Here is a 21,465-nt window from a genome sequence, read left to right as displayed (position 1 = left end):
GCACTCAAACGACCGCGTCGAGCTCCGGTCGCTTTGCACTGCGGAGGTCGCTGAGGAGCACGCCGATCAGCGCCGCCGTCAACAGCGGCGCGAAGCGGCCTGCGACCACATAGGCCGGCGGGCTGATCAAGGGCACGAGCCAGATGCCGAAGCCGAGCAGCCAGTGCATCCGGTTCGGCGCCCTGTACAGAGCCTTGGCCTCGCCAGCCAGCAACAGCCCGACCGCAATGATCAGCAGCACCGCGTCATAGGGACCGGAGTGTGGCGCGGCGAGCACCGCACCTGCAAGCAGGACGGCGAGCTTCTTGTCGGTCGAGAGTGAGGAGCGAAAGGCGATAAAGGTCGCGGTCGCGCTTCCGAGCAGTGCTGCGAACTGCAACAGCGAGGCCACCTTTGGCGGCAAGCCAAGCAGCACTGCGCAGGCCCAGACACTGTGGCCCCAGATGCGACCATACTCCACCCATTTCGGATCGGGGCTTGTGAGATTGGCGATTGCCTGCGGCACCCACCAGATCCAGAGATCGACACCGAAGATGAGCGCGCTCAGAAGTGCGAGCACAAGTGCGGACACCGCCGCCGCGACCAAGCTGCGCCATTGGTCGAGGGCGATCAGTGCGAACGGCACCAGCAGGAAGAACTGCGGCTTGAAGCTGAGCAACCCCAGCACCGCGCCCGCGAGAACAGGACGTGTGGCGATGAGGCGGACACCCGCAACGATCAAGCCCGCGACCAGGAAGGCGCATTGGCCGTCGAGCATGTTGTTCGAAGCGGCCGGCGAAATCAGCACCGCGGCGATGAGGTAGCGGCTGGCTGCGGCATCCGGGCCGCCTTTGTAGAGTGCTGCGGCGAGAAAGCCGCCGGTTGCGAGCTGAAACGCCACATAGGAGCCGACCAGGCCAAGCGGTGCAAAGGGCAGCAGCAGGACCAGGAAGCTCGGCGGATAGAACCAGGGCCGGAATTGCAGCGGCACCGACAGCCAGTCGGCGAAATCATGGTTGAGATAGGCGGTGAAATCGTCGCCGTTCATGATCAGCGAGAGATGCCCCGCAAGCGCCGAGCGCACCGCGCCGTAGAACACCATCCAGTCCGTTCCGGGCGCGATATGGTTCAAGCCGATCGAGCCGGGATGAATGAAGGTCGAGACCAGCTCCGCCCAGCCGTAGAGCGTTGCGATAAGCGCGGCGGGCGTCAGCCACCAGCGCAGCCAGGTCCAATCGCTGCGCGCATCGGGGAGGGAGCTCGTTTCGGCTGAGATGCTCACTTCAAACCTCCGGTAATGCCGGGCCGCCCGGTGCGTGCCCTGACATGAACGATAGCGATGTCATCCGCGTAGAGCCGCCGCCATCCGGACATACGGTCCAACAGTTGTGCGGCAGGCGTGTGAGGCGGAAGCAGTGTGGCGTCGATCCTGCCGTCGTCGAGCAGCGCCGTCAGGCGGTCGATGTCGCGGGCCGCGACCGCGTCGAAATAATCCAGCACATATCTCTCGCCATAGAGCTCGGCGCGGCCGTCGATGAAGGTCGGGATGCCGCGCCCAATCAGATAGCCGCCGAATTCATAGGCGTTGAAGATGCGCTTCGCACCCTGCTGCGTCAGGGCATCGACGGCTGCCGCCGGCGTCTGCGTCTTCACGAAGACGAAATCATGGTGGCCCGTATAAGCGGCCGTCGAGGCAACCGTGCCCGTCGCGACCGCGAGCATCGCAAGCAGCGCCATCGCGGAGACCGGCGCGGCGTCCCGGGCCACGGCGGCCGCACGCTGCGGCAGCCAATGATCCGCGAACGGCTTTGCGAGAGCAAGCGGCGTCAGGAAGGCGAATGCATCGATGCTGCGGACATGCGCGAGAGCCATCTGTGTCAGCAAGAGCAGCAGCGCGATGCGCGGCGGCGAGACGATGATCCCGCGATAGAGCGCGAGACCGATGAGGCCAAGCAGCGTCGCCTCGAACAGGCCAAACGATGAGAAATCCGCGGGCTGCCACTCCGACAGCACCGACAGCACCCCGCCGAGGTCGAGGATCGACCCCGCCGCGGCCAGCGTGTGCCAGCCATAGGGCGTGCAGCAACTCGCTGCAAGCGCAGCGATTCCGAACATTGCCCATCGCGTTGCGACAGCGATGCGCCTGTCTGCATCGCTGGTCCAGACAGCCTCCAGCGCGACGGGTGCGATCAACGCGAGCCCCAGCACAAACCCGCCATGCAGATTGGCCCACAGCGCGATCAGCGGCAGCAACAGCCAGGGCGGCGAGGCGCGCCGATCGACCGACATGATCAGCCCGCCGCTCCAGGCCACCATCACCGGCAGCGCCAGCACATGCGGCCGCGCCAGCAGGTGATGCCATGACAGCGCCAACGCCAGCATGGCGAGCAGGATGCGATGCGCCGGTTCGAAATATGGCTCGAGCAGGTGGACGAGGATCGCAAGCCCAGCCGCGATCGCCAGCGCAGCCAGCACCACCACGCCCGCCCAGCCATGATGCGCATAGGCAATGGCATACAGCACTTGGGAGAGCCAGGCAGTGGACAGCCATGGCTGGCCGGCATGGGTGAAGGAATAGAAGTCCGCATAGGGCATCGCGGCGTGATCGATGATCCACTGTCCGATGCCGATCTGCCAGAAACTGTCGGAGTCCTGCAGCAGGTTGTCGCCCGTCACCAGCACGAGCAGATAGGCGCCCGCGCCGACGCATAGTGGGACCAGCCCCCGCGTGGCGCGTGTCGTATCAGTGGAAGCGGTAACGGACAGGGACATCATCGCTTGCTTGCAGGGGTGAATGTTCGCGTCTGGCGTGGCTTTGGCCGGAGTGGACCACCGGCGCGATAAGCTTTGGTAAATTTGGAGCTGCAACTCCCGCGCATGGTTCCCGCATTCCTTCCAAATCGGCAATTCCGTTCAAATCTTAAGATTTCTTCAATGCCATCAGGCCTATTGCTTGAGCGCTCGCGCGCCCCTCTTGGCGCCCCACAGGACAGCGCATGGCCACTGCAAGCACGATGACGCTTCCCGAGCGGGGCGCGATCCCGCGAGCGCTGCAAACGATCTGTTTTGCGCTGTTCGTCATCAATGCGTCCTTCCTGCTCTCCGCCTGGTTGTCGCATTGGTGGATCTATGATTCCGGCGGCCTCGGCATCCCCACCGACTTCGTGAATGTCTGGTCGGCCGGCCGCCTCGCGCTTGAGGGACATCCAGCCCAGGCATGGGACTGGGACATCCAGAAGCAGGTACAGGTACTGGTGCTCGGCCAGACCTATCCCGGCAATTTCGCCTGGCACTATCCGCCGCCGTTTCTCTTCGTTGCGATGTTCCTCGCGCAATTCCCTTACGGCGTGGCGTTTGCCGGCTGGGTCGCTGCGAGCTTCCTGCCCTATCTCGCGATGATGCGCGCGACTGTCGGCAAGCCGTTCGGCCTGTTGATTGCGGTCAGCTTTCCGGTGCTGATCAACAACGCAACCGTTGGCCAAAACGGCTTCCTCACCGCGGCGCTGATCGGCGGTGCGCTCTACTTTCTTCCCGTGCGGCCAGTGCTCTCCGGCATCTGTCTCGGCCTTCTCACCTACAAGCCACAATATGGCCTCCTGTTTCCGCTCGTGCTGATCGCAGCCTCGCAATGGACCGTGTTTGTCACCGCGGCGATCGTTGCGGTGATGCTGGCGGCGGTGTCGCTGTTCGCGTTCGGCATCGAGAGCTGGCAGGCGTTCCTGCACTGGATGCCGATGTTCTCGCAGGCTTTCCTCACCGAGGGCCGCGCGCCCTGGTTCAAGCTGCAGAGCATCTTCGGCCTGGTGCGTTATCTCGGCGGCTCCGAGCAGCTCGGCTGGGCCTTCCAGTGGACTATGACCGCGGCCGTCGCGACGACCGTGGTCATGATCTGGCGCAGCCGCGTGCGCTATTCGCTGAAGGCTGCAAGCCTCGCGGTCGGCGCTTTGCTGGCGACGCCCTATCTGTTCCTCTATGACATGATGGTGCTGGCGATCCCGGTCGGCTACCTCGTGCGGCTCGGGCTGGCCCACGGCTTCCGCGCTTACGAGGTGCCGGCGCTCGCGCTTGCGTTTCTCCTGATCCTCGTCTTCCTGTTCTCAGGGCTGCCGGTCGGGCTTGGCGCAACCGTGATCGTGGGCGCCTTGGTGCTGCGCCGCGCCGGCGCGTGGTGGCGTGTGGGGCAGGTGTCGCCAATCGTCGTTTCCGCCGCGGCATGAGCCGATATTTCATTCCCTGGAGGCCGCGGCATCGGGCAGGCGACGCGACCAGGCGACACCGCACATTTTAGGCAATCAGGTTAGCGGCCCTTAAGCACGCCCCTTTACGGCATCACAACCTGATATCGCCGATATTGCAATTTCACCGCGTTCCGACGTGGGTAGCAGCCAGGGGGCGGGCATGGTCGATGTGGCGAGACGCGCAGATCGGGCGGCGCGCTCGGGATCTCGGATCGCCTATCTTGAATCGATCAGGGCTCTCGCAGCGATGCAGGTCCTGTTTCTTCATGTGCTTGCCGCCTTTGCACCAAACCTGGTATTTGCGCTTCCAGCAGCTGCGCCCGCGGCGGGCATCATTCATCTGTCACCGCTGTATTTTCTCTATGACGGCTATTCGGCGGTCTACATCTTCTTTGTCCTGTCCGGCTATGTGTTGACCCGCTCGTTCGAGCGCAGCCGCATTCATCCCCTTGCCCAGGCCATCGCGCGCATCGTGCGGCTTGGTGTGCCGGCCATCGCCGCCGTCTCGGTCGCTGCTGCGATCATGTTGATATTCGGCAGGGCGAATGTCGCGGCAGGCGATCTCGGTGGCTCTGCCTGGTTCACCCGCCATTGGCAGATCGAGGTGTCGTTGCTATCGGTGATCAGGGACGGCACCGTTAATGCGCTGTTTCTCGGCTATCGCGGATTGCCGGGCGTTGCTTTCCTCGGCCCGTGGCAGCAGGCCATTGAACAGTCCTTCGTGGTGCCGCTGTGGACGCTGAGCATTGAATTCTATGGATCGATGATCGTCCTGGCGCTGTGCTGGCTCGCGCAGCGATCGCGTGCTCCGTGGTTGCTGCTCTTGATCCTGGGTTCGCTGTTCACCTTGCGCAGCGCCTATATCTGCTTCTTCGTCGGTCACTGGCTTGCGACCTTCGCCCGTGCCGAAAGGCCTGCGCCGGCGAGCGGATTGCTGCCCGGCTTCGCGCTGGCTGCGGGCATTTTCCTGTGTGTGATCGCCGACATCTGGCAGCCCGAATGGCTGAAGACCATTTGCGCGAGTCCGACTTATCTGATGTTTCCCGGTCAGTTCGCGCCCCTGCAGCAAAAGACCTTTGGTGCGATCCTGGTGCTTATCGGCTTGATACATCTCGAGGGCGCACGGAGTTGGCTCTCGACGCCATGGCTGGTGGAACGCGCGAAATTGTCTTTTCCGCTCTATCTCGTTCACTGGCCGATCCTGTTTGGCCCGATCGCCGTTTTGTTTCTGCAGCTCGCCGGCATAATCGGTATCGCACCGGCGCGGCTGTGCGCGATCGCCGCCGGAATTGGCCTGTCTCTTGCCGGCAGCGTGTTTTTCCTTCCCGTCGACCGCTTCGCACTCGACTTGTCCCGGAGCTTGCGCGGGCGCCGCGCCGCGCAGCTGGAGCCGCCGCAGGCTTCGCCAGCCAGTGCCATGGCCGCCGAGTGAGCTCGATCCGGATCCTTCTTGTCATCTGCGTGGCGCTCGCCGCTTGGGCGGCGTGGCCAGGGCGGCCCGCCGTCATCGATACGCATCGCGCCACGCGGCAGCTCGTCATCGCATCCACGCTGGCACGGACGGACGATGCGATCGTGATCCTCGGCGACAGCATCGTCGAGGCCTCGACCTTGCCGCGAGCGTTGTGCGGGCACGCCATCGTCAATGCAGGGATCGGCGGTGCCTCGACCATGAGCCAGCTCGACGACCTGCTTGCGCAGGCGCTGGCCGGCAAGCGCGCGGCCATGGTCGTCGTGGCCCTCGGCACCAATGATGCGGCGATCCCCGAGAGCGTCGCGCGCTATCGTGCGAACTACCGCGCCTTGCTGGGAAGTATCGGCGCGCTCACCCCGCGCATCGCGGTCCTGGCGATACCCCCGCCGGAGCCTGGCCTCGCCGAGGCCGGCAAGGTGAACGGCGCGATCGTCGACAGCTACAACACGGTGCTGCCGGAACTGGCCGGCGAGGCCCATGCGGCGTTCATTGCGCTGCCCGAGATGCCCGCGCGCCACACCGTCGACGGTATTCACCTCAACCGCGCGGGCTATGAAGTCTGGGACAAGGCGGTGCTTGCGGGAATCGGGTCCGAACTCTGCGAAGCGAAGTAGATTGCTTGAGCGGAACCGCCCCCGAGGGGCCGTGGGCGGGCTTTCCGCGGGCGGGGGAACGGGTAGAAAGCGCGGAAAAATCTCACAAAAATCGCTTGTCACGCGCTCTGAATAAGTGTTCAGTTCTTCAAGGCGATTTGGCTCCAGATCGCCCAAAATAGTGAAGGCGCGTTCGATCTGCCGTGGAATTCACCCTCGAATTTCATCTTGGCCGGTCCGCGTCAGTGGGACTGGAAACGCGCCATGGTGTATCGGCGAACCCATCAGGTGGTGAAACGGCTGGCTGCCCGGCGCAGCGCCATTCTGGCGGCGGCACGGGATGCCGCGGCGGAATCCGGCATGGCGGCGGTGCAGATCGCCCCGGTCGCGGTCCGTGCCAATGTCGCGGCCGGCACGGTCTATCGCTACTTCCCTTCCAAGGCCGATCTGATTTCCGAATTGATCGCCGAGGTCTCGCGCGACGAGCTCGCCGCGATCCGCCGCGCGGCCGATGCCGCGCCCGGGCCGTCCTCGGCGATGGCGGCGGCGGTGTCGACGGTCGCGCTTCATGTGCTGTCCCAGCGCAAGCTCGCCTGGGGGATTCTCGCCGAGCCCGTCGATGTCGACGTCACCGCCTCGCGCCTTGCAAGCCGCCGCGAAATCACGAGCGAGATCGCTGCCCGCATCGATGCTGCCGTGCGCGCCGGCCATTTGCCGGCGCAGGACACGCAGCTCGCCGCGACCGCGTTGCTTGGGGCGCTGCATGAGGCCCTCGTCGGCCCGCTCGCGCCCGACAATCTCGACGATCAGGCAAAACTCCGCGACACCGTGCAGAGCGTCACGCTGCTCGCCCTGCGCGCCGTCGGCGTGATGGACGCTCGCGCCCGCGGCCTCGTGGTGCAGGCCGTGCTGCCGGCGAAGGCGCTGGTCGGGGCGTGAGCGGCGCCTCCGCAGGGCCGCAAGAATAAGCTGAATGGTCGCTGCGATGTGCACCTCCCCTTCAGGAGAGGTGAACCGAGTTCGCGGCTCGAACCGAATAAAGCCACGGCCAAACATCCCTGACGGATTTCATTGTCAACAACCGGGAACGCAGCAATGCCTTCTCGCGGCGCGTTTCACCCGAGCGAACGAGCGACGGATGGGGCAGGGAGTCTGACGTGCTATCCTATGAATCCTTCGAATCGCGCGGACGTGGCCGTCCTGATTGGCATTAAGTTTTTCGACCGCTGATTTCCGGCGTCTGCCAAGTATTCCTGACAAAGCAGACATGAGAATTGCTCGCGGGCGCGCCTCCGCTTTGGGGGCCAATTGCGGACAGCTAATTGCGGACATCTGGATCGCCGCACGATGGGCCGATAGATTGATTTATCTCAAGACCGTATCCGAAACGCGGGCCCAGCTTGCTTCCGGAAGGCCGCGATACGTCGTGCCAATCGGGAGGTGAAACATGTACCGGCATATTCTCATTCCGACAGATGGTTCGGAGCTGGCGGAGCAGGGGGTGGCGCATGGGTTGGCGCTGGCAAAATCCCTTGGAGCCAAGGTATCCGTAATCTTCGTTGTAGAACCGTTTTCAGAAATGACAGGGCGGTTTCTTGAAGCAGTCGCAAGATATGCTGAGCTGCGCAAGGAGCAGGCCACCAGCGTGTTGGCACGTGCGGCAAATGCGGCCAAGGCGGCGGGTGTTTCCTGCGAGACCATTCAAGTGGAGAACGGGCAACCCCATCAGGCCATCATCGAAGCAGCCGAGGACAAAGGCTGCGATCTCATTGTTATGTCGTCGCATGGACGCAGCGGACTTTCCATGCTTCTCATCGGCAGTGTGACAAACAAGGTGCTGTCGCAGGCGAAAACCCCCGTACTGGTTTGCCCGTGAATGTGCAGACCGCGCGATCAAGCCGAAGTGGGAGGAAATCGATGAAGCAGAGCCTCATGAAAATTTTGGCCGAGACAGCAAAGGTTTCGTGTTTTGCCGTGCTTCTGTTTTGCGTAGGTGACGTGCAGGCCGACGAAAAAACGGCGCCGAAATACAAGGTCGACGCCTCGACGTTCAAATGCATCACCAAGATGACCCCAGTGAAGCACTTCTTCGTCGACAACTTGGCCGGCAATCTGGCCGGCACCGTCGATGTCGCCCAGGCGGGAAAGGGCGTATTCCCTGAGGGGACCGTGCTGCAGCTGATCCCCAACGAGGCTATGGTCAAGCAGCAGAAGGGGTTCAGCCCGGGGACGAACGATTGGGAGTTCTTCGCTCTCGACACCGACAAGGACGGCACGAAAATCGTCAACAGCGGAGCGGAGGAAGTCAACAACTTCCTGGGGCTTAATTGCTTCGAGTGCCATAAGGCCGCACGCTCGGAATTCGACCTCGTCTGCGAGCAAGATCATGGTTGCGCCCCGTTGCCGCTCACGCGCGCAATGTTCCACGCCGTTCAGCGCACCGATCCGCGTTGCCCACCAGAGCAGCTCAGCGCGGAGGACACCGCAGCACTGAAAGAACTTGGGCCAGTGATAGAGCAGCTCAAGAACGAGGCCGCGGCGAACAAGAAATAACCTGATGACGAATCGAGCGGCGCTTGCGCGGCCGGTCAAAGGCGATCGCCGAGGCGCGCTTGGCCTATGCGCCCCGGTCTAGAGCAATTCCGGTTCTGATTGAATCAGAACCGGAGCTCTAGATTCTTGTTTTGACGCGTTTTCTTCACGCGAACCGGTCCCCACTTCGCTCGAAAACACTCTAGCCACGGTCTTTGCTGGGAGAATCGCGGCGCCTGCAGGCGCAACGTCAGCCGCGTCGCGCGGCCTTGATCGCGGCGACGTCTATCTTTTTCATACTCAGCATCGCGTCGAAGGCGCGCTTTGCTTCATCACCACCGGCCGCCAACGCCTCGGTCAGCACGCGTGGCGTGATTTGCCAGGAAATGCCCCACTTGTCTTTGCACCAGCCGCACGCGCTTTCCTGCCCGCCATTGCGGACGATGGCGTTCCAATAGCGATCGGTCTCGTCCTGATCATCGGTGGCGATCTGGAAGGAGAAGGCTTCGTTATGTTTGAATGCGGAACCGCCGTTGAGGCCCAGACAAGGAACGCCGGCAACCGAGAATTCGACCGTCAGCACGTCACCCGCCTTGCCGGACGGATAGTCGCTGGGTGCGCGAAAGATGGCGCCTACGACGCTATCGGGGAAGGTTTTGGCGTAGAATCGGGCGGCGGCTTCGGCGTCCTTATCGTACCAGAGACAAATCGTGTTCTTTGCCATTGCGAGTCCTTTCGGTTCCAAGTCAGCAGGGCGTCGGGCGGATTAGCGAGAGCGTCGGCGGATGACGCTCTCGCTAATCCATCCTATTAGTTGGGGATTGACGGGAATTTGCGAGCAGCACTCGTCGGGCAAGCCGGCGGCGCGTGCGGCCGCTGTGGGGCTGGTCGCGATATTTCCACCCTGTTTCCTACGTTCAAGGCCGGCGTTCTCTCCAGCCACAGACGCTTCGCAGATCAAATGACGCGTCCGGAATGGACCATGAGCGATCACGTCCCGGAAGGAGCGTACTTTGACCCCGGCCTTCATTGCCGCTCATGAGGACCTTGTGCACGGCAAGACCCACGCGCTGGCCAAGTGCCGTGCGCAAAGTTCAGACTTGCGACAGCGAGTCCATCTTTGCTCGAAGATCATCGATCGCGGGCTTTGCGATCGGCCCCACGCCGGGGGTTGCCATGACCTTATCGCACATCTCCTTGACCGAAGGCGTCACCAAGACGATCATTTTGGCGAATGCACTGCGTCCGTCCGGAGAAAGCTTTGTCACCCGTGTGGTGAGATCGTTGAGCTGGGCTATCGCCTCGTTGATCTTGGGCAGAGCGGCTTGAGCGGCCGTGGCATCTGTCATGCCGGGCAGCGCGGACTTCAAGGTGCTGATCGACGAGTTGAGCTGGCTGGCCAGGTTCACTCCGTCAACCGTCAACTGGGCGGGGGCCATGCCCACAGTCTCGCGTGCCGGCTGTGTTTTGGCGGGTACCTCAGCGACGGTCTCCTGACCCCGGCGTTCGATTGCGTACCAGGCAATACCGGCCAATATGATCGCGGCGGCCAGCAAATAGGGCAATTGTCCTGTCCGGCTTGCAAAGGTGCCGGCGCGTTGAGAAGCGCTTTCAATCCGGCTTGCTCCGGCCGAGGCTGCGGCCGTCCCACTGCGCAAAGCTGTCTCCGCTCTGTCGATCAAACCTGCGGCGCCAAGCTGGTCCGCGAGGCCTGACGGGATCGCTGCGGTGATTTGGTCTTTCTGTGAGCGGAGCAAGGATGCCAGGCCAGTTGCGTCAAGACCTGCGCTGCGCTGATGTTGACCCAGCCCACCCAGCACCATCGGAGCAAGGATGCCGAGCAGGGACTTGGCGCCCGTATCGCTTGTGCCTGCAAACTTGCCCACGGCCTGCGCCATCGCGTCCATGGTTCGGCCTCCGAACAATCCAGAGAGCATGTTCGTTCCGGTCTCCGCCAGTCCTTGCGGGCCAATGTTACGCAGGAGATCGGCGGGCGGACCGCCCTGCTGCGACAGCAGCTTGGACAGTTGGCTCGTTCCGGACGGTGTTCCGACAAGATCGGACAAGCCCGCCAGCAAGGCGGGAACCGCTCCCCCTGCAGCCTTCTGCGTTAAAGCTCGGTCCAGTCCCAGAAAAGAAGCGATCTTTTCGATGATTTCAGGAGTCAGGAATTGCATCACAACGGAGGTGAGATTTGCTGCCATGGCGTCTCTCCACTATGGTTGTTGCAAGGTTGGTTGGAGGTAGCTCCTGGTCTGCCGTTCGGTAAGGGCAGCCGTATTCGTCGCGCCGCTGCCGCGTCTGAGAAAAGTTGACGAACGCATCCCCAGCCGGAAATTCGCCCGGCATCCCTCATCAACGAGACAATTGTCCTGCCGCGATTGTTGAGCTGTCCATTCACAACATGGGGAGCAGCTGCAAGTTGTGCCTGGGTTCTGCGGTAACCCCAGCATGGAACCTTGAGGTTCGCTCGCGTTGGAAACGTCAAGCTGATTGTCGTTTCTTTTGTCGTGCGCGAGATGCGGCGCGTCGGATCAACCCGCGTGCCGCCTGGGCGCGCAAGCACGCGCTGACATTAACTACGATGGAGCTTCTCTCGGTCAGGAAGCGAGGCTTAATGCACGCTTAATGCATTTGCATGTCTGATGGATGATCAGCGCGAACGTTGTCACGCAGCAAGAATTGCAGGCGGAACTCAGCCTCTTTTGGGAGGATTGCATGAGAACGCTCCTGGTCGGCGCGCTGGTTGCGAATTTGGTCGGTTGTAGCCATCAAGTGGCGCCAGTGCAGACGGCCGCGGACTCCTGCGCCAGCACAAACCGCTTGGCCTGCTTTCTGTCTGTTCGCGTGTCGATCGAGCCGACGTCACGCACGACCAATTCCGTGACCCTGGCAAGCAAGCCGGTTGTCGCCCGGAAGGCTCGAGAGACCGCCGTCTCGTTGGGAACAGCGAAACGCGCCTCGCGGGCAGATGCCGAAAATGTCGGCGGCAAGTCGGGTCATGACTCCCTCATGGCTACGCGGTAGCGCGAGCTGCTTACAACGTCTAACAACGCCTAACGGGCCAACGATGCGGGCTTCGATTTAGACTGTTCCCAGGTCAGCAGACGCCTGCTCGTGCTAGCGATGGCAAGGATCTGGGCCAGCGCGGAACCATCTTCGAGGAGTGGTGGAATGGCACGTCTGCTTTCGGTCAACGTGGGTTTGCCGCGGGACGTGACGTGGCAGGGCAGGATCGTTCACACCGGAATTTGGAAAGTGCCGGTTGAAGGCGCGCGCATGGTGCGCCGGCTCAATATCGATGGCGATGGACAGGGAGACCTCGCTGGTCATGGTGGCGAACAGCGGGCCGTGCTGGTCTATCAAATCGAGTCCTATCGATATTGGGAGAAGCATTTCGGCCGAAGCGGTTTTGGTTACGGACAGTTTGGAGAGAATTTCACCGTCGATGGTCTGGCGGATGCGGAGGTGTGCATCGGAGATCGCTATCGGATCGGTGGCGCCTTGTTCGAGGTCACGCAGCCGCGCGTCACCTGTTACCGGCTGGGCATCCGAATGAACGAGCCGGAAATGGCCGCGCTGCTCGTGAAGCACCAGAGACCCGGCTTCTATTTGCGTGTGCTGCAGGAGGGCGAAGTCAAGGCGGGTGACGAGATTACGCAGGTCGAGTCCGGACCCGAGCGTGTGAGCGTGGCGGAGATCGACGGGTTGCTTTATTTGCCTGGTCACAATCGCGATCAATTGCAGCGGGCGCTGCGTATACCCGCGCTGAGTGGCGGCTGGCGAAAGTCATTCGAGGCTCTGCTTGCGCAGAAGAGCGACGGCGGCGAGACCACGGGAAACGCCGGGCTCATGGGAGGGGCCAGCCTTGCTCCGGCGTGGCAAGGGTTCCGGTCCTTCCGCGTTGCGCGCAAGGCGCGCGAGAGTGGGACTGTCACCTCGCTCGTGCTCGCACCAACGGATGGACAGGCGCTCGCCAGGCCTCTTCCCGGACAGTTTGTCGTGCTGCGGCTTGGGGCTGCGTCCGGCTCCAATCTGTTGCGAAGCTACTCGCTGTCGGGCTCGCCCGGCGATCTATCCTATCGCATCAGCGTCAAGCGGGAAGCCCAGGGCGCGGCGAGCACCTATATCGACGACAAGCTGCAAGTCGGGGATGTCATCGAGGCGAGCGCAGCGCGCGGGAGCTTTACGTTAAGGCCAGGTGATGCACCCGTTATTCTCCTGAGCGCGGGGATCGGCGTGACCCCCGTCCTGGCGATGCTTCATGCACTGGTAGCCGAAGCTTCGACACGCGAGATCTGGTGGCTCTACGGTGCGCGCAGCGGTCATGAACATCCGTTTGCCGAGGAGGCGCGCGGGTTGCTCGGAAAGCTCGTCAACTCTCACAGTCTCATTTGCTATAGCTCGCCCGATCCGCAGGATCAGCCGCATGTCAATTTCGATACGCGCGGCCGCCTGGACAGGCAGGTGCTCGCAAACCTTCGCTTGCCACGCGATGGCGAATATTACATCTGCGGGCCATCGACCTTCATGAACGATATCACCGCCGGTCTCCAGGCCCTGGGTGTCGGGCCGCGGCATATCCATACCGAACTGTTCGGCGCGGGTCCGTCCAGCACCCCCGGTGTCGTTGCCCCGCGACGCGAGCCACCGCATTTGCCGGCAGGGAGCCCAGGAACTGGAGCGCTGGTTTCGTTTGCACGCAGCGGCCTCAATGTTCGATGGAGCTCAAGCTTCTGCAGCTTGCTCGAGATGGCCGAGGCTTGCGACGTACCTGTGAGATGGGCATGTCGGACGGGGGTCTGTCACAACTGCGAAACCGCACTCGTGGCGGGACGCGTTGCCTACCGGCCGGAGCCAGTCGACCTGCCGGCGGAGGGGAATGTGCTGATCTGCTGCGCGCGCCCCGAAGGCGACGTCGTGGTCGATTTGTAATTGCCCGTCACTTCTTGTTCTCTTCGCAGAATTCAGCGCCGCCGGCCTTTGGCCGCTGCGCGGCGTCTGCATTTCGATGCTGTCCTCGTCGGCATCCTCGAAATCGACGGTAAGCTTTTTCGCTTCTGTCGCTTCGCTCCCCGCAATGACGGAGTCTGTTGCTGCAGCTACCCCCGCGCATCCTCGTCTGGCCCGACCGATGCAATCCTCACCATGTTCGTGGTGCCGGGGATGCCGAGCGGTACGCCGGCGACGATGATGACGCGCTGGCCGGCGCGGACAAAGCCGTCGCGGAAGGCGATGCGGCCGGCGCGGCCGACCATGTCGTCCTGGTCGCGCGCGTCCTCGGCGACGACGCAATGCACGCCCCACACCACGCTCAATTTGCGCCCGGTGACGATGTTCGGCGTGATCGCCACGATCGGCGGCTTGGGGCGCTCGCGCGCGACACGGATCGCGGTCGAGCCGGAAGAGGTCCAGCAGATCAGCGCCGGCAGATCGAGCGTCTCGGCGATCTGGCGCGCGGCATCGGCAATGGCGTCACCGGCGGTGGCTTCGGGCTCGGGCCGCTGCGCCGTCACCACCTCGCGATAGGTCGGATCGCGCTCCACTTCCTCGCCGATGCGGTTCATGGTCGAGACCGCCTCGACAGGATATTTGCCGGCCGCCGATTCCGCCGACAGCATGATGGCGTCGGCACCCTCGTAGACGGCGGTGGCAACGTCGGAGACCTCGGCTCGGGTCGGCACCGGCGCCTGGATCATCGATTCCAGCATTTGGGTCGCGATCACCACCGGCTTGCCAGCGCGGCGCGCCATGCGGGTCATCTGCTTCTGCAGGCTCGGCACCCGTTCCAGCGGCAACTCGACGCCGAGATCGCCGCGCGCCACCATCAGCGCATCCGAGGCTTCGATGATGTCTGCGAGGCGGTCGATCGCCTGCGGCTTCTCGATCTTGGCCATCACGGCGGCGCGGCCGCGGATGATCTTCTTGGCTTCGATCACGTCCTCGGCGCGCTGCACGAAGGATAGCGCGATCCAGTCGACGCCGGTCGTGAGCGCGGCATCGAGATCGGCGCGGTCTTTCGGCGTCATGGCGGAAACGGGAAGATCGGTGTCGGGCAGGCTGACGCCCTTGCGGTCGGACATCTTGCCGCCGATCACGACGCGCGTGACGGCGCGGTCGGGCGAGGTCTCCTCGGCGATCAGCCGCACCTTGCCGTCGTCGAGCAGGAGCGCATGCCCGGGGCGGAGTGCCGCGAGGATTTCCGGATGCGGCAGCTGCACGCGCGTGGCGTCGCCCGGCGTCTTGTCGGAATCGAGCACGAAATTCTGTCCGTTCTGCAGCTGCACCGCGCCTTCGGCGAACGAGCCGAGCCGCAGTTTCGGGCCCTGCAGGTCGACCAGGATGCCGATAGGGCGGCCATAGCTCGATTCGACATTGCGGATGGTTGCCACCAGCTCGCGCATCTTGTCATGCGGCGTGTGGCTCATGTTGATGCGGAAAATGTCGGCGCCGGCCTCGAACAGGCGGCGGATCATCGCGCTGTCGGAGGAGGCCGGTCCCAGCGTTGCGAGGATCTTGATCCGGCGCAGCCGTCTCATGGCTTGTTTCCGGGCGTTGCGGCTGGCGGCAGGCCAGACGCGCCCGGAGCAGGCGCCGCACCAGGCGGGTTGGGGGTGAGCGGGTTGTTGTTCAGGCCCGGGACATTGCCGCCCGGCCCCACCGGGCCCGGCAGGCCGGGAACGCGCGGCTGCGCGGGCTGTTCGTTGGCGTCGGTGAGCTGCACGGTCCAGGCCCGCTGCTCGCCAGTATCGACCTCGAAAAAGCCGGTGCGGTCGAAGCCGCGCGCCAGGCAGTTCTCGGTGCCCTTGATGGTGAACTCCTTGTCGCGGGAGCACATGAAGGCCTGTCCCGACCATTCGCCGCCGCGGTCATAGTCCAGCGCATAGATATAGTAATAGCGCGCCACCAAGGATCCCTTGAGCAGGGTCTCGCAGCTGCGGGACGAGATGTTCCACCAGCCTTCGGTGGTCCAGCCCTCGGCGTCCTTGTAGCCAAGCGCGATGCCCACCCGGCTCGCAGTGTTGTTGCAGAGACGGAAGTCGGCCTTGGCCGTTCCACTCCACAGGCAGAGCGCGGCGAGCAGGAGCACAAGGCCGACGACCTTGCGATGCGCGCTGACATGGCGGGAAAACGGAGCTCTGGGGGTCATTGCGCGAAGCAGACTGGTTCCTTGGGGCGGGATTTCGCGTAGCCTTAAGGCTGCTGTCAACGGCGTTTTTTCATGCGGTCGGGGGCCGAAATCGCGACTATCCCCAATGCTTGCAACGGGATATGGCAGAATCTGTGACACGGCTTAGATTTAGCCCATATTCGACAACGGCTGGATAACGACCATGGCAATCGACGACAAGACCAGAATGGAACTCGAAGCTGCCGCCTTCCGGCGCCTCGTCGACCATTTGCGCGAGCGGACCGACGTCCAGAACATCGACCTGATGAACCTGGCCGGCTTTTGCCGCAACTGCCTGTCCAACTGGCTGAAGGACGCCGCAGACGCCAAAGGCGTGGCCTTGAGCAAGGACGAAAGCCGCGAGGCGGTCTACGGCATGCCCTACGAGGCCTGGAAGGAAAAGCACCAGACGCCGGCCAATCCTGAGCAGATGGCGGCGCTGAAGAAGTCGCATCCCGGGCACTAAAGCGCGATGAGATTTGGTTGAATCGTCGTCGCGCTTCAGGTCTTTGATTGAGCATGATCTTTTCGGAAAACCGCTCCACACTTTTCCGGATCATGTTTTGACGCGCGGGAGCGATTCGCCGTCGGCCTATCGCTCTCGTCGGGGCCGTCAAGGCAAACCCCGCTTCGTTCCGAACACAGGAAGCGCAGCCCGCAACAAGGTGTGGGCGCGCTGTGGATGAGCGCGATGTCGCCTTGACCCGGGCGGCTCGAAATTCAAGTGTCGCCGGCAACAAGCGCCTGTCCGCACCGAGCGTGCAGGCGATCCAGTCAGTGACGTTTGATTAAGGAGTAGCCGATGGCCACCGCCGCTGCCGCCGTGAAGGAAGACGAAGGAGCCGCAACGCGGTTCGCGAAAGACCAGCTCAAGGCCATCATCGAACGCATCGAGCGGCTGGAGGAGGAGAAGAAGGCGATCTCCGACGACATCCGCGACGTCTATGCCGAGGCCAAGGGCAACGGCTTCGACGTCAAGGCGCTGCGTACCATCATCCGCATGCGCAAAGAGGATCCCAACGACCGCGCGGAGCAGGAGACCATCCTGGAGACCTACCTGCAGGCGCTGGGTATGCTGTAGGGCGGAATTGCTGACACGGTCGTCTCGGCGAACGCCGGGACGACACCGGGGCCTACCGCTGCGCGGTACGAACGACGAGCGACGTCGTCTCGAGCGTCACGCTCGACGATCCCGAGAAATGATCGCAGCTCATTCCCATCATCGGATCGTCGCTGAAGCCGATGTTGAGTACGCTCGCGGGCTTTACGAAGAAGGCGCGCATCATCGTCAGATCGGTGTCGCCAAGCACCGTCACCTCCATCGAGGCGCCGACGCTCGGGGCCAGCATGATGATGCGCAGCCACGCGCTGTCGGTGCTGGCCGCCGCAATGCGCGCGGAATTGGTGACCGGGCCGCCGTCGCCGCGGACGCCCTTGGCCGCCACCGTATCGATGCCGGTGGCCGGCACCGAATTGCTGCGTGCCTGCATGGCCGGCCACGCGCTGCGCGGGATCGGCGCGGTTGCGGTAACCAAATTGGCGCGATCAACCGGTGAGGAGGGCGGCGGATCGTAGGCCATCGCGTCAAGGGCGGCCGGCGTGCTGGCGGTCGCCTGCGGATCGGTACCATCGAGCGCGCGACGGGCTCTGATGGCTGCAGCGGCGGCCGCGGCCTCGGCCGCCGTCGCCTGCTTCGGCGCTGCCTTGTCGTCATCCCAGAAGCCGCGCGCATTGATGATGTCGGCCGGTGTTTCCGGCTTTGCCTCGGCCTTGTCATTGGCGGCGGCCGTCTGCTGCTTCGGCTTGACCGACTGCGCAATGGTGGAGTCAGCGGAGGCAAGCTGCAGGGTCGCGGCAAGCTGCGGCCGCGCCCGCGGCCAAGGCAGCGCCTCAGCCGGTTTGCTGGCGGCGGCCGCGACGACGATGGGTGCCGGCCTGTCATTCACCTCAGACGCGCTTCCCGCATCATCATCATCGTCGCTCGACTTGCCCTTGAACAAGGCGGCTAGGAACGAAGGCTTGTTGGAGACGGTTGTGGCGTCATCGCCGCTGCGCCTCTCGATGTCGGCCTTGGCGAGCTCATAGCCCTTCAGCGGCACGCCATCGGTCGGGATGTGCACGGTGCGGCCGTCGGGGAACACCCTGACCAGCTGGTCATGGGTCATGCGCGGCCAGTGGCGGATATTGCCGGTGTCGAGGTGGACGAAGGGCGAGCCCGAGGTCGGGTAGAAACCGACGCCGCCGCGCTGCAGCCGCAAGCCCGCGAAGCGGATCTGCTCAAGCTGCACGCCCGGAATGTAGAAGTCCATCGCATGCCCCAGCATGTGCTGGCTGGCGCGGGCCACGCCCGAATGGGCCGAGCGGCGGCGGAGCATGGCGTTGGTCGCTGGGCTGCGGTAGGCGGAGACGATCTGGATCGGCTGCTTGGCGTCGACGTCGCGATAGACTTCCCAGATGATATCGAACAGATGGCGGTCCATCGCTGTCTGGTCCTGGGTCCGCCAGTCGCGCAGGAAGTGATTGAGCGTCTTCAGCGCCTCTTCGTCATAGCGCCCCTGGCGCTTGAAGGTGACGGTGAGGTCTTCGCCGGAATGTGTGTGGTGGAAGGAGAGGGTGCGGGTTTCGTTCAGTGCGGTGGCATCGTGCACGGAGCCAGCACACGCCAGCAGCATCAACGCCGCGGCGCCAGCCTGGCAAGCAGCTTTATGCACGGACAGCAAGTTGAAACGGCGTGCGAGACCCGTCAGCACGTATGAGCCCACCCAGTCGACCGGCGTTCAGTGGACTCTTCCGCTAACCCCGAGGGCGAAAGAGATTGAACGCTTTTCGTAAAGCGGGATGGTTAACCAAGCCCTACCATCCCGTCCCCAAGTTGGCCTTAACCTAATCCGTTCACTGTGGCGAAAAAGAGCCGCAGTCCGCTAACCCCAAAGAATGGTTAACGTTGAGCGCCTCAGGCGAGGAGCCGATCGTTGATTTTAAAGGGAAATTGGTCGGGCCGGGCGGCCGTCCGGTTCGGACGGCCGTGCTTTCGAACCTTGAGATCAGCGGGTGAAGAATCCGCGCTGCTGCTGGTACAGCGGACGGCGGCCGACCGGGGCGGGCGGCGTCAGCTGACCGCCGCCGCCGAACAGGCGCTCGAAGAAGGACGGGCCCGAGGACCAGCCGTTGGCGCTCGCGACGCTCACGCCTGGCGGCAGCTTGGCTGAGCCGCCATAGCCCGGCTGGGAATGCGCGACCACATTCTCCAGGTCCTTGCCACGCGCGCCCCTGAGCATCGCGATCATGCCGGGGTCGCGGCCGTAGATGTCCTTGCGGAACTGCAGCTTGCCGGCGTCATCCACGAAGGCGGTCTGGTAGGTGATGTTGACCGGGATCGGCGTGGGGAATTTCAGGTCGATCTCGCTGTGGCCGTACATCGAGCGGATCTTCTCCGGCGTGTAGTGCTCGTTCGGCTCGGTGATGTTGAGCAGGATGGAAGCGTACTGGTCCGGATACTGCACGCGCATGCAACCGTGGCTGTAGGCGCGCTCGCTCTTCTCGAACAGGTACTTGTCCGGCGTGTCGTGCTGATAGACCAGAAACTTGTTGGGGAAGTTGAAGCGGACGCGGCCGAGCGCGTTGGCGTCGCCTGGCGGCTGCGAGATGTGGATCGAGCCGTCGCGTTCACGCTCCAGCCTCAGTCCCATGCGCTCCAGCACGGTGGGGTCCTGCTGCAGCGCCGGCAGATATTCGCCATACACGATCGAGGGCGGCACGTTCCAGGTCGGGTTGACCGTGATGTATTTCATCGTCTCGGTCAGCAGCGGCGTGGCGTGGATGCCGGGTTTGCCGGTCACGACCCTGGTGGTCCAGACCTGCTGGCCGTGCTGCATCACCTTCAGCGTATAGTCGGGGATGTTGAGAATGACATAGGCGTCCCCGATCGACGGCGCGCCGAGTTCGCGCGGCAGCCAGCGCCAGCGCTCCATGTTGGCAATGACGACGTCGATCTGCTTGTCGCGCTTCGGGCTGTTCAGCGCCCGCACGGTCGCGGCATCGAGAACGCCGGTTTCCCTCAGCTCAACGCTTTCCTGGAATTTGCGCACGGCGTCCGCGACCTTGGCGTCGTAATGCGTATCGTCAGCATTTTCGACGCCAAGCTTGGCGCGCAGCTGCGGCACGCGCGGATCTTCCATCAGCACGTCCGCCTGCTTCTTGTTGCGCGCAGGCGCATAGCGCAGCACCGGACCATCGGCAATCTCGATCGCTTGTCCCGGCCCCTGGCCGCGCAGTTCGGCAAGCTTGGCCTTCAGCTCCTGATAAAGCTTTTGCGGCGGGTTGTAGCTGTCGAGGGCGATGGAGGCGGTAGAGCCGTCCTTAGCGGTGGTGATATGGCTCAGCACCTCGGCCGGATCGGTCGGATGCTCGGGATAGGAGATGTCGCCGCTGACCTGCGACCAGTGCACGCGGCCGCTCTGCGCTTGGCGCGCATAGGTCAGCATGCTGTCGGTGAGCTTCAATTCGGCTTCGGCCAGCGCGTCCGGCGTGGTGGCGCCGGCAAAATCCGGCACTGGATAATCGCTGGGGGTGAGGCCGTCGGAGGCGGCGTCCTTCAGTCGCGCGATCACGCCCTTGGCGGTGTCGGTCAGACCCCCTGCCTGCGTCCAGACCGGCGCGTAGTCACGCGCGGCATAGAATTTCTCGACGGCGGGACGCTCGCCCTTGCGGTCGAAATAGCGCAGCGACTTGGCGGCAAGCATCTCCTTGAGCTTGTCGGCAACCGGCTGGTCGGCGGCCGGCACCGTGCTGGCCGCCTTGACGGGCTCGGCCGCAGGGGGCGCGGACGCAGCTGCCGGCGCAGCCGCCGTGTCGCTCTTTTGAGGCTCGCTCTTGCCGGGCTCGGTCGTGGTTGGCTCGGTTTTGGTTGGCTCGATCTTGGCCGTGTCGTTCTTCGGCGCCGCATCCGACTTGGGTTCGGTGGTGGGCGTGGTCGCAACCGCTGCGGGCGCAGGCTGCTCTACCGGTTTTGCGGCTTCGGTCGTGGGCCGAGCGGCTTCCGCAGGCTTGGCCGGCTCGGTGATCGTGGCCGTCGCGTCGAGCTTGATATCGGCGGCGGTCGGGGGCGGAACATTGGCGGGTTCGGGGCGCGGGATCGCGGCTTCGATTGCGAGTTCCGCGGCGCTCGAGCGCGGCGGATTATCCTGCGCCATTGCCGAGGTTGCGGACACCGCGAGGAAGCTTGCCGCGACGGCCATCAGGACACGGTCAAATCTGCCGCGGTTGTTCGAACAGTCTCGCATTGTCACACCCCTTTGGGTGAACTGCCTCTGGCAAAATGGGCAGTTCCAGTTATCGCCTGTGAGCTTCAGCTAAAAGCGTCGGCCGTGAATTCTGTCATGCCTGCACGCTACCCACCCGTACGCAGACGATACACAGGCCCCGTTTTCGGAACCAAGCCGAACGGGGGCAGTACACGACAAACTGACTTCCAGAGCA

General features: G+C 63.6%; 18 protein-coding genes. 10 read left to right on the top strand and 8 right to left on the bottom strand.

Annotated features, from left to right (window positions below; translation table 11 throughout):
* Positions 1 to 4 precede the first annotated feature (4 nt).
* Positions 5 to 1,261 (bottom strand): glycosyltransferase family 87 protein, encoded by a 1,257-nt coding sequence (locus A3AI_RS0129520; protein ID WP_245286976.1) that lies wholly within the window; start codon positions 1,259 to 1,261, stop codon positions 5 to 7.
* Positions 1,258 to 2,754 (bottom strand): hypothetical protein, encoded by a 1,497-nt coding sequence (locus A3AI_RS0129515; RefSeq protein ID WP_349509707.1) that lies wholly within the window; start codon positions 2,752 to 2,754, stop codon positions 1,258 to 1,260. The genes A3AI_RS0129520 and A3AI_RS0129515 overlap by 4 nt, the downstream gene beginning before the upstream one ends.
* Positions 2,755 to 2,975: 221 nt before the next feature.
* On the opposite strand from A3AI_RS0129515, the gene A3AI_RS0129510 reads away from it, so the two are divergent.
* From A3AI_RS0129510 to A3AI_RS0129485, 6 genes are all read left to right on the top strand, one after another.
* Complete coding sequence (locus A3AI_RS0129510) at positions 2,976 to 4,196, top strand: glycosyltransferase family 87 protein (RefSeq protein ID WP_024519030.1); 1,221 nt, start codon at positions 2,976 to 2,978, stop codon at positions 4,194 to 4,196.
* A gap of 181 nt (positions 4,197 to 4,377) precedes the next feature.
* On the top strand, positions 4,378 to 5,649 hold the full coding sequence (locus A3AI_RS0129505; protein WP_024519029.1) for an acyltransferase family protein: 1,272 nt from the start codon (positions 4,378 to 4,380) through the stop codon (positions 5,647 to 5,649).
* Positions 5,646 to 6,305, top strand: coding sequence for an SGNH/GDSL hydrolase family protein (locus A3AI_RS0129500; RefSeq protein ID WP_024519028.1), 660 nt, complete (start codon positions 5,646 to 5,648; stop codon positions 6,303 to 6,305). The genes A3AI_RS0129505 and A3AI_RS0129500 overlap by 4 nt, the downstream gene beginning before the upstream one ends.
* Positions 6,306 to 6,548: 243 nt before the next feature.
* A complete protein-coding gene (locus tag A3AI_RS0129495; RefSeq protein ID WP_024519027.1) occupies positions 6,549 to 7,223 on the top strand; it encodes a TetR/AcrR family transcriptional regulator in 675 nt (224 codons plus the stop codon).
* A 508-nt stretch (positions 7,224 to 7,731) separates the two neighbouring features.
* A complete protein-coding gene (locus A3AI_RS0129490; protein WP_024519026.1) occupies positions 7,732 to 8,160 on the top strand; it encodes a universal stress protein in 429 nt (142 codons plus the stop codon).
* A gap of 41 nt (positions 8,161 to 8,201) precedes the next feature.
* On the top strand, positions 8,202 to 8,837 hold the full coding sequence (locus tag A3AI_RS0129485) for a hypothetical protein (RefSeq protein WP_024519025.1): 636 nt from the start codon (positions 8,202 to 8,204) through the stop codon (positions 8,835 to 8,837).
* A gap of 229 nt (positions 8,838 to 9,066) precedes the next feature.
* On the opposite strand, the gene A3AI_RS0129480 is transcribed toward A3AI_RS0129485, so the two are convergent.
* Both A3AI_RS0129480 and A3AI_RS0129475 read right to left on the bottom strand, forming a co-directional pair.
* Positions 9,067 to 9,540: a VOC family protein gene (locus tag A3AI_RS0129480; RefSeq protein ID WP_024519024.1), complete on the bottom strand. Its 474-nt coding sequence runs from the start codon at positions 9,538 to 9,540 to the stop codon at positions 9,067 to 9,069.
* Positions 9,541 to 9,910: 370 nt separating this feature from the next.
* Positions 9,911 to 11,020 (bottom strand): DUF937 domain-containing protein, encoded by a 1,110-nt coding sequence (locus tag A3AI_RS0129475; protein WP_024519023.1) that lies wholly within the window; start codon positions 11,018 to 11,020, stop codon positions 9,911 to 9,913.
* A 445-nt stretch (positions 11,021 to 11,465) separates the two neighbouring features.
* On the opposite strand from A3AI_RS0129475, the gene A3AI_RS48885 reads away from it, so the two are divergent.
* Together A3AI_RS48885 and A3AI_RS0129465 are read left to right on the top strand one after the other, a co-directional pair.
* Positions 11,466 to 11,843 carry a hypothetical protein gene (locus A3AI_RS48885; RefSeq protein WP_024519022.1) on the top strand — a complete coding sequence of 126 codons (378 nt, stop codon included), beginning with the start codon at positions 11,466 to 11,468 and terminating at the stop codon, positions 11,841 to 11,843.
* A 147-nt stretch (positions 11,844 to 11,990) separates the two neighbouring features.
* Positions 11,991 to 13,751 (top strand): MOSC and FAD-binding oxidoreductase domain-containing protein, encoded by a 1,761-nt coding sequence (locus tag A3AI_RS0129465; RefSeq protein WP_024519021.1) that lies wholly within the window; start codon positions 11,991 to 11,993, stop codon positions 13,749 to 13,751.
* 167 nt (positions 13,752 to 13,918) lie between these two features.
* On the opposite strand, the gene pyk is transcribed toward A3AI_RS0129465, so the two are convergent.
* On the bottom strand, positions 13,919 to 15,355 hold the full coding sequence (pyk, locus tag A3AI_RS0129460) for a pyruvate kinase (protein WP_024519020.1): 1,437 nt from the start codon (positions 15,353 to 15,355) through the stop codon (positions 13,919 to 13,921).
* Positions 15,352 to 15,966 carry a DUF1036 domain-containing protein gene (locus A3AI_RS0129455; RefSeq protein WP_024519019.1) on the bottom strand — a complete coding sequence of 205 codons (615 nt, stop codon included), beginning with the start codon at positions 15,964 to 15,966 and terminating at the stop codon, positions 15,352 to 15,354. Before A3AI_RS0129455 ends, pyk begins: the two co-directional genes overlap by 4 nt.
* 184 nt (positions 15,967 to 16,150) lie before the next feature.
* On the opposite strand from A3AI_RS0129455, the gene A3AI_RS0129450 reads away from it, so the two are divergent.
* Both A3AI_RS0129450 and A3AI_RS0129445 read left to right on the top strand, forming a co-directional pair.
* Positions 16,151 to 16,453 carry a DUF1244 domain-containing protein gene (locus A3AI_RS0129450; RefSeq protein ID WP_024519018.1) on the top strand — a complete coding sequence of 101 codons (303 nt, stop codon included), beginning with the start codon at positions 16,151 to 16,153 and terminating at the stop codon, positions 16,451 to 16,453.
* Positions 16,454 to 16,789: 336 nt separating this feature from the next.
* The gene (locus A3AI_RS0129445; protein WP_024519017.1) at positions 16,790 to 17,068 is read left to right on the top strand and encodes a DUF2312 domain-containing protein; all 279 of its coding nucleotides are present in this window, start codon (positions 16,790 to 16,792) and stop codon (positions 17,066 to 17,068) included.
* A gap of 52 nt (positions 17,069 to 17,120) precedes the next feature.
* Here the strand turns inward: A3AI_RS0129445 and A3AI_RS0129440 are convergent, their stop codons facing one another.
* Both A3AI_RS0129440 and A3AI_RS0129435 read right to left on the bottom strand, forming a co-directional pair.
* A complete protein-coding gene (locus tag A3AI_RS0129440; protein WP_245286975.1) occupies positions 17,121 to 18,737 on the bottom strand; it encodes a peptidoglycan L,D-endopeptidase MepK in 1,617 nt (538 codons plus the stop codon).
* 294 nt (positions 18,738 to 19,031) lie between these two features.
* The gene (locus A3AI_RS0129435; protein ID WP_024519015.1) at positions 19,032 to 21,269 is read right to left on the bottom strand and encodes a L,D-transpeptidase family protein; all 2,238 of its coding nucleotides are present in this window, start codon (positions 21,267 to 21,269) and stop codon (positions 19,032 to 19,034) included.
* Between the last annotated feature and the right edge of the window lie 196 nt (positions 21,270 to 21,465).

Origin of the sequence: Bradyrhizobium sp. Tv2a-2 (assembly GCF_000472425.1) — a bacterium.
GTDB lineage: Bacteria > Pseudomonadota > Alphaproteobacteria > Rhizobiales > Xanthobacteraceae > Bradyrhizobium.
This window is presented reverse-complemented; position numbering and strand designations above follow the sequence as displayed.

Coding starts and splice junctions, on each gene's coding strand:
- A3AI_RS0129485 (WP_024519025.1), top strand. CDS start 8,202: ATGAAGCAGAGCCTCATGAAAATTTTGGCCGAGACAGCAAAGGTTTCG.
- A3AI_RS0129510 (WP_024519030.1), top strand. CDS start 2,976: ATGGCCACTGCAAGCACGATGACGCTTCCCGAGCGGGGCGCGATCCCG.
- A3AI_RS0129445 (WP_024519017.1), top strand. CDS start 16,790: ATGGCCACCGCCGCTGCCGCCGTGAAGGAAGACGAAGGAGCCGCAACG.
- pyk (WP_024519020.1), bottom strand. CDS start 15,355: ATGAGACGGCTGCGCCGGATCAAGATCCTCGCAACGCTGGGACCGGCC.
- A3AI_RS0129455 (WP_024519019.1), bottom strand. CDS start 15,966: ATGACCCCCAGAGCTCCGTTTTCCCGCCATGTCAGCGCGCATCGCAAG.
- A3AI_RS0129490 (WP_024519026.1), top strand. CDS start 7,732: ATGTACCGGCATATTCTCATTCCGACAGATGGTTCGGAGCTGGCGGAG.
- A3AI_RS0129435 (WP_024519015.1), bottom strand. CDS start 21,269: ATGCGAGACTGTTCGAACAACCGCGGCAGATTTGACCGTGTCCTGATG.
- A3AI_RS0129475 (WP_024519023.1), bottom strand. CDS start 11,020: ATGGCAGCAAATCTCACCTCCGTTGTGATGCAATTCCTGACTCCTGAA.
- A3AI_RS0129465 (WP_024519021.1), top strand. CDS start 11,991: ATGGCACGTCTGCTTTCGGTCAACGTGGGTTTGCCGCGGGACGTGACG.
- A3AI_RS0129450 (WP_024519018.1), top strand. CDS start 16,151: ATGGCAATCGACGACAAGACCAGAATGGAACTCGAAGCTGCCGCCTTC.
- A3AI_RS0129495 (WP_024519027.1), top strand. CDS start 6,549: ATGGTGTATCGGCGAACCCATCAGGTGGTGAAACGGCTGGCTGCCCGG.
- A3AI_RS48885 (WP_024519022.1), top strand. CDS start 11,466: ATGATCAGCGCGAACGTTGTCACGCAGCAAGAATTGCAGGCGGAACTC.
- A3AI_RS0129480 (WP_024519024.1), bottom strand. CDS start 9,540: ATGGCAAAGAACACGATTTGTCTCTGGTACGATAAGGACGCCGAAGCC.
- A3AI_RS0129515 (WP_349509707.1), bottom strand. CDS start 2,754: ATGATGTCCCTGTCCGTTACCGCTTCCACTGATACGACACGCGCCACG.
- A3AI_RS0129505 (WP_024519029.1), top strand. CDS start 4,378: ATGGTCGATGTGGCGAGACGCGCAGATCGGGCGGCGCGCTCGGGATCT.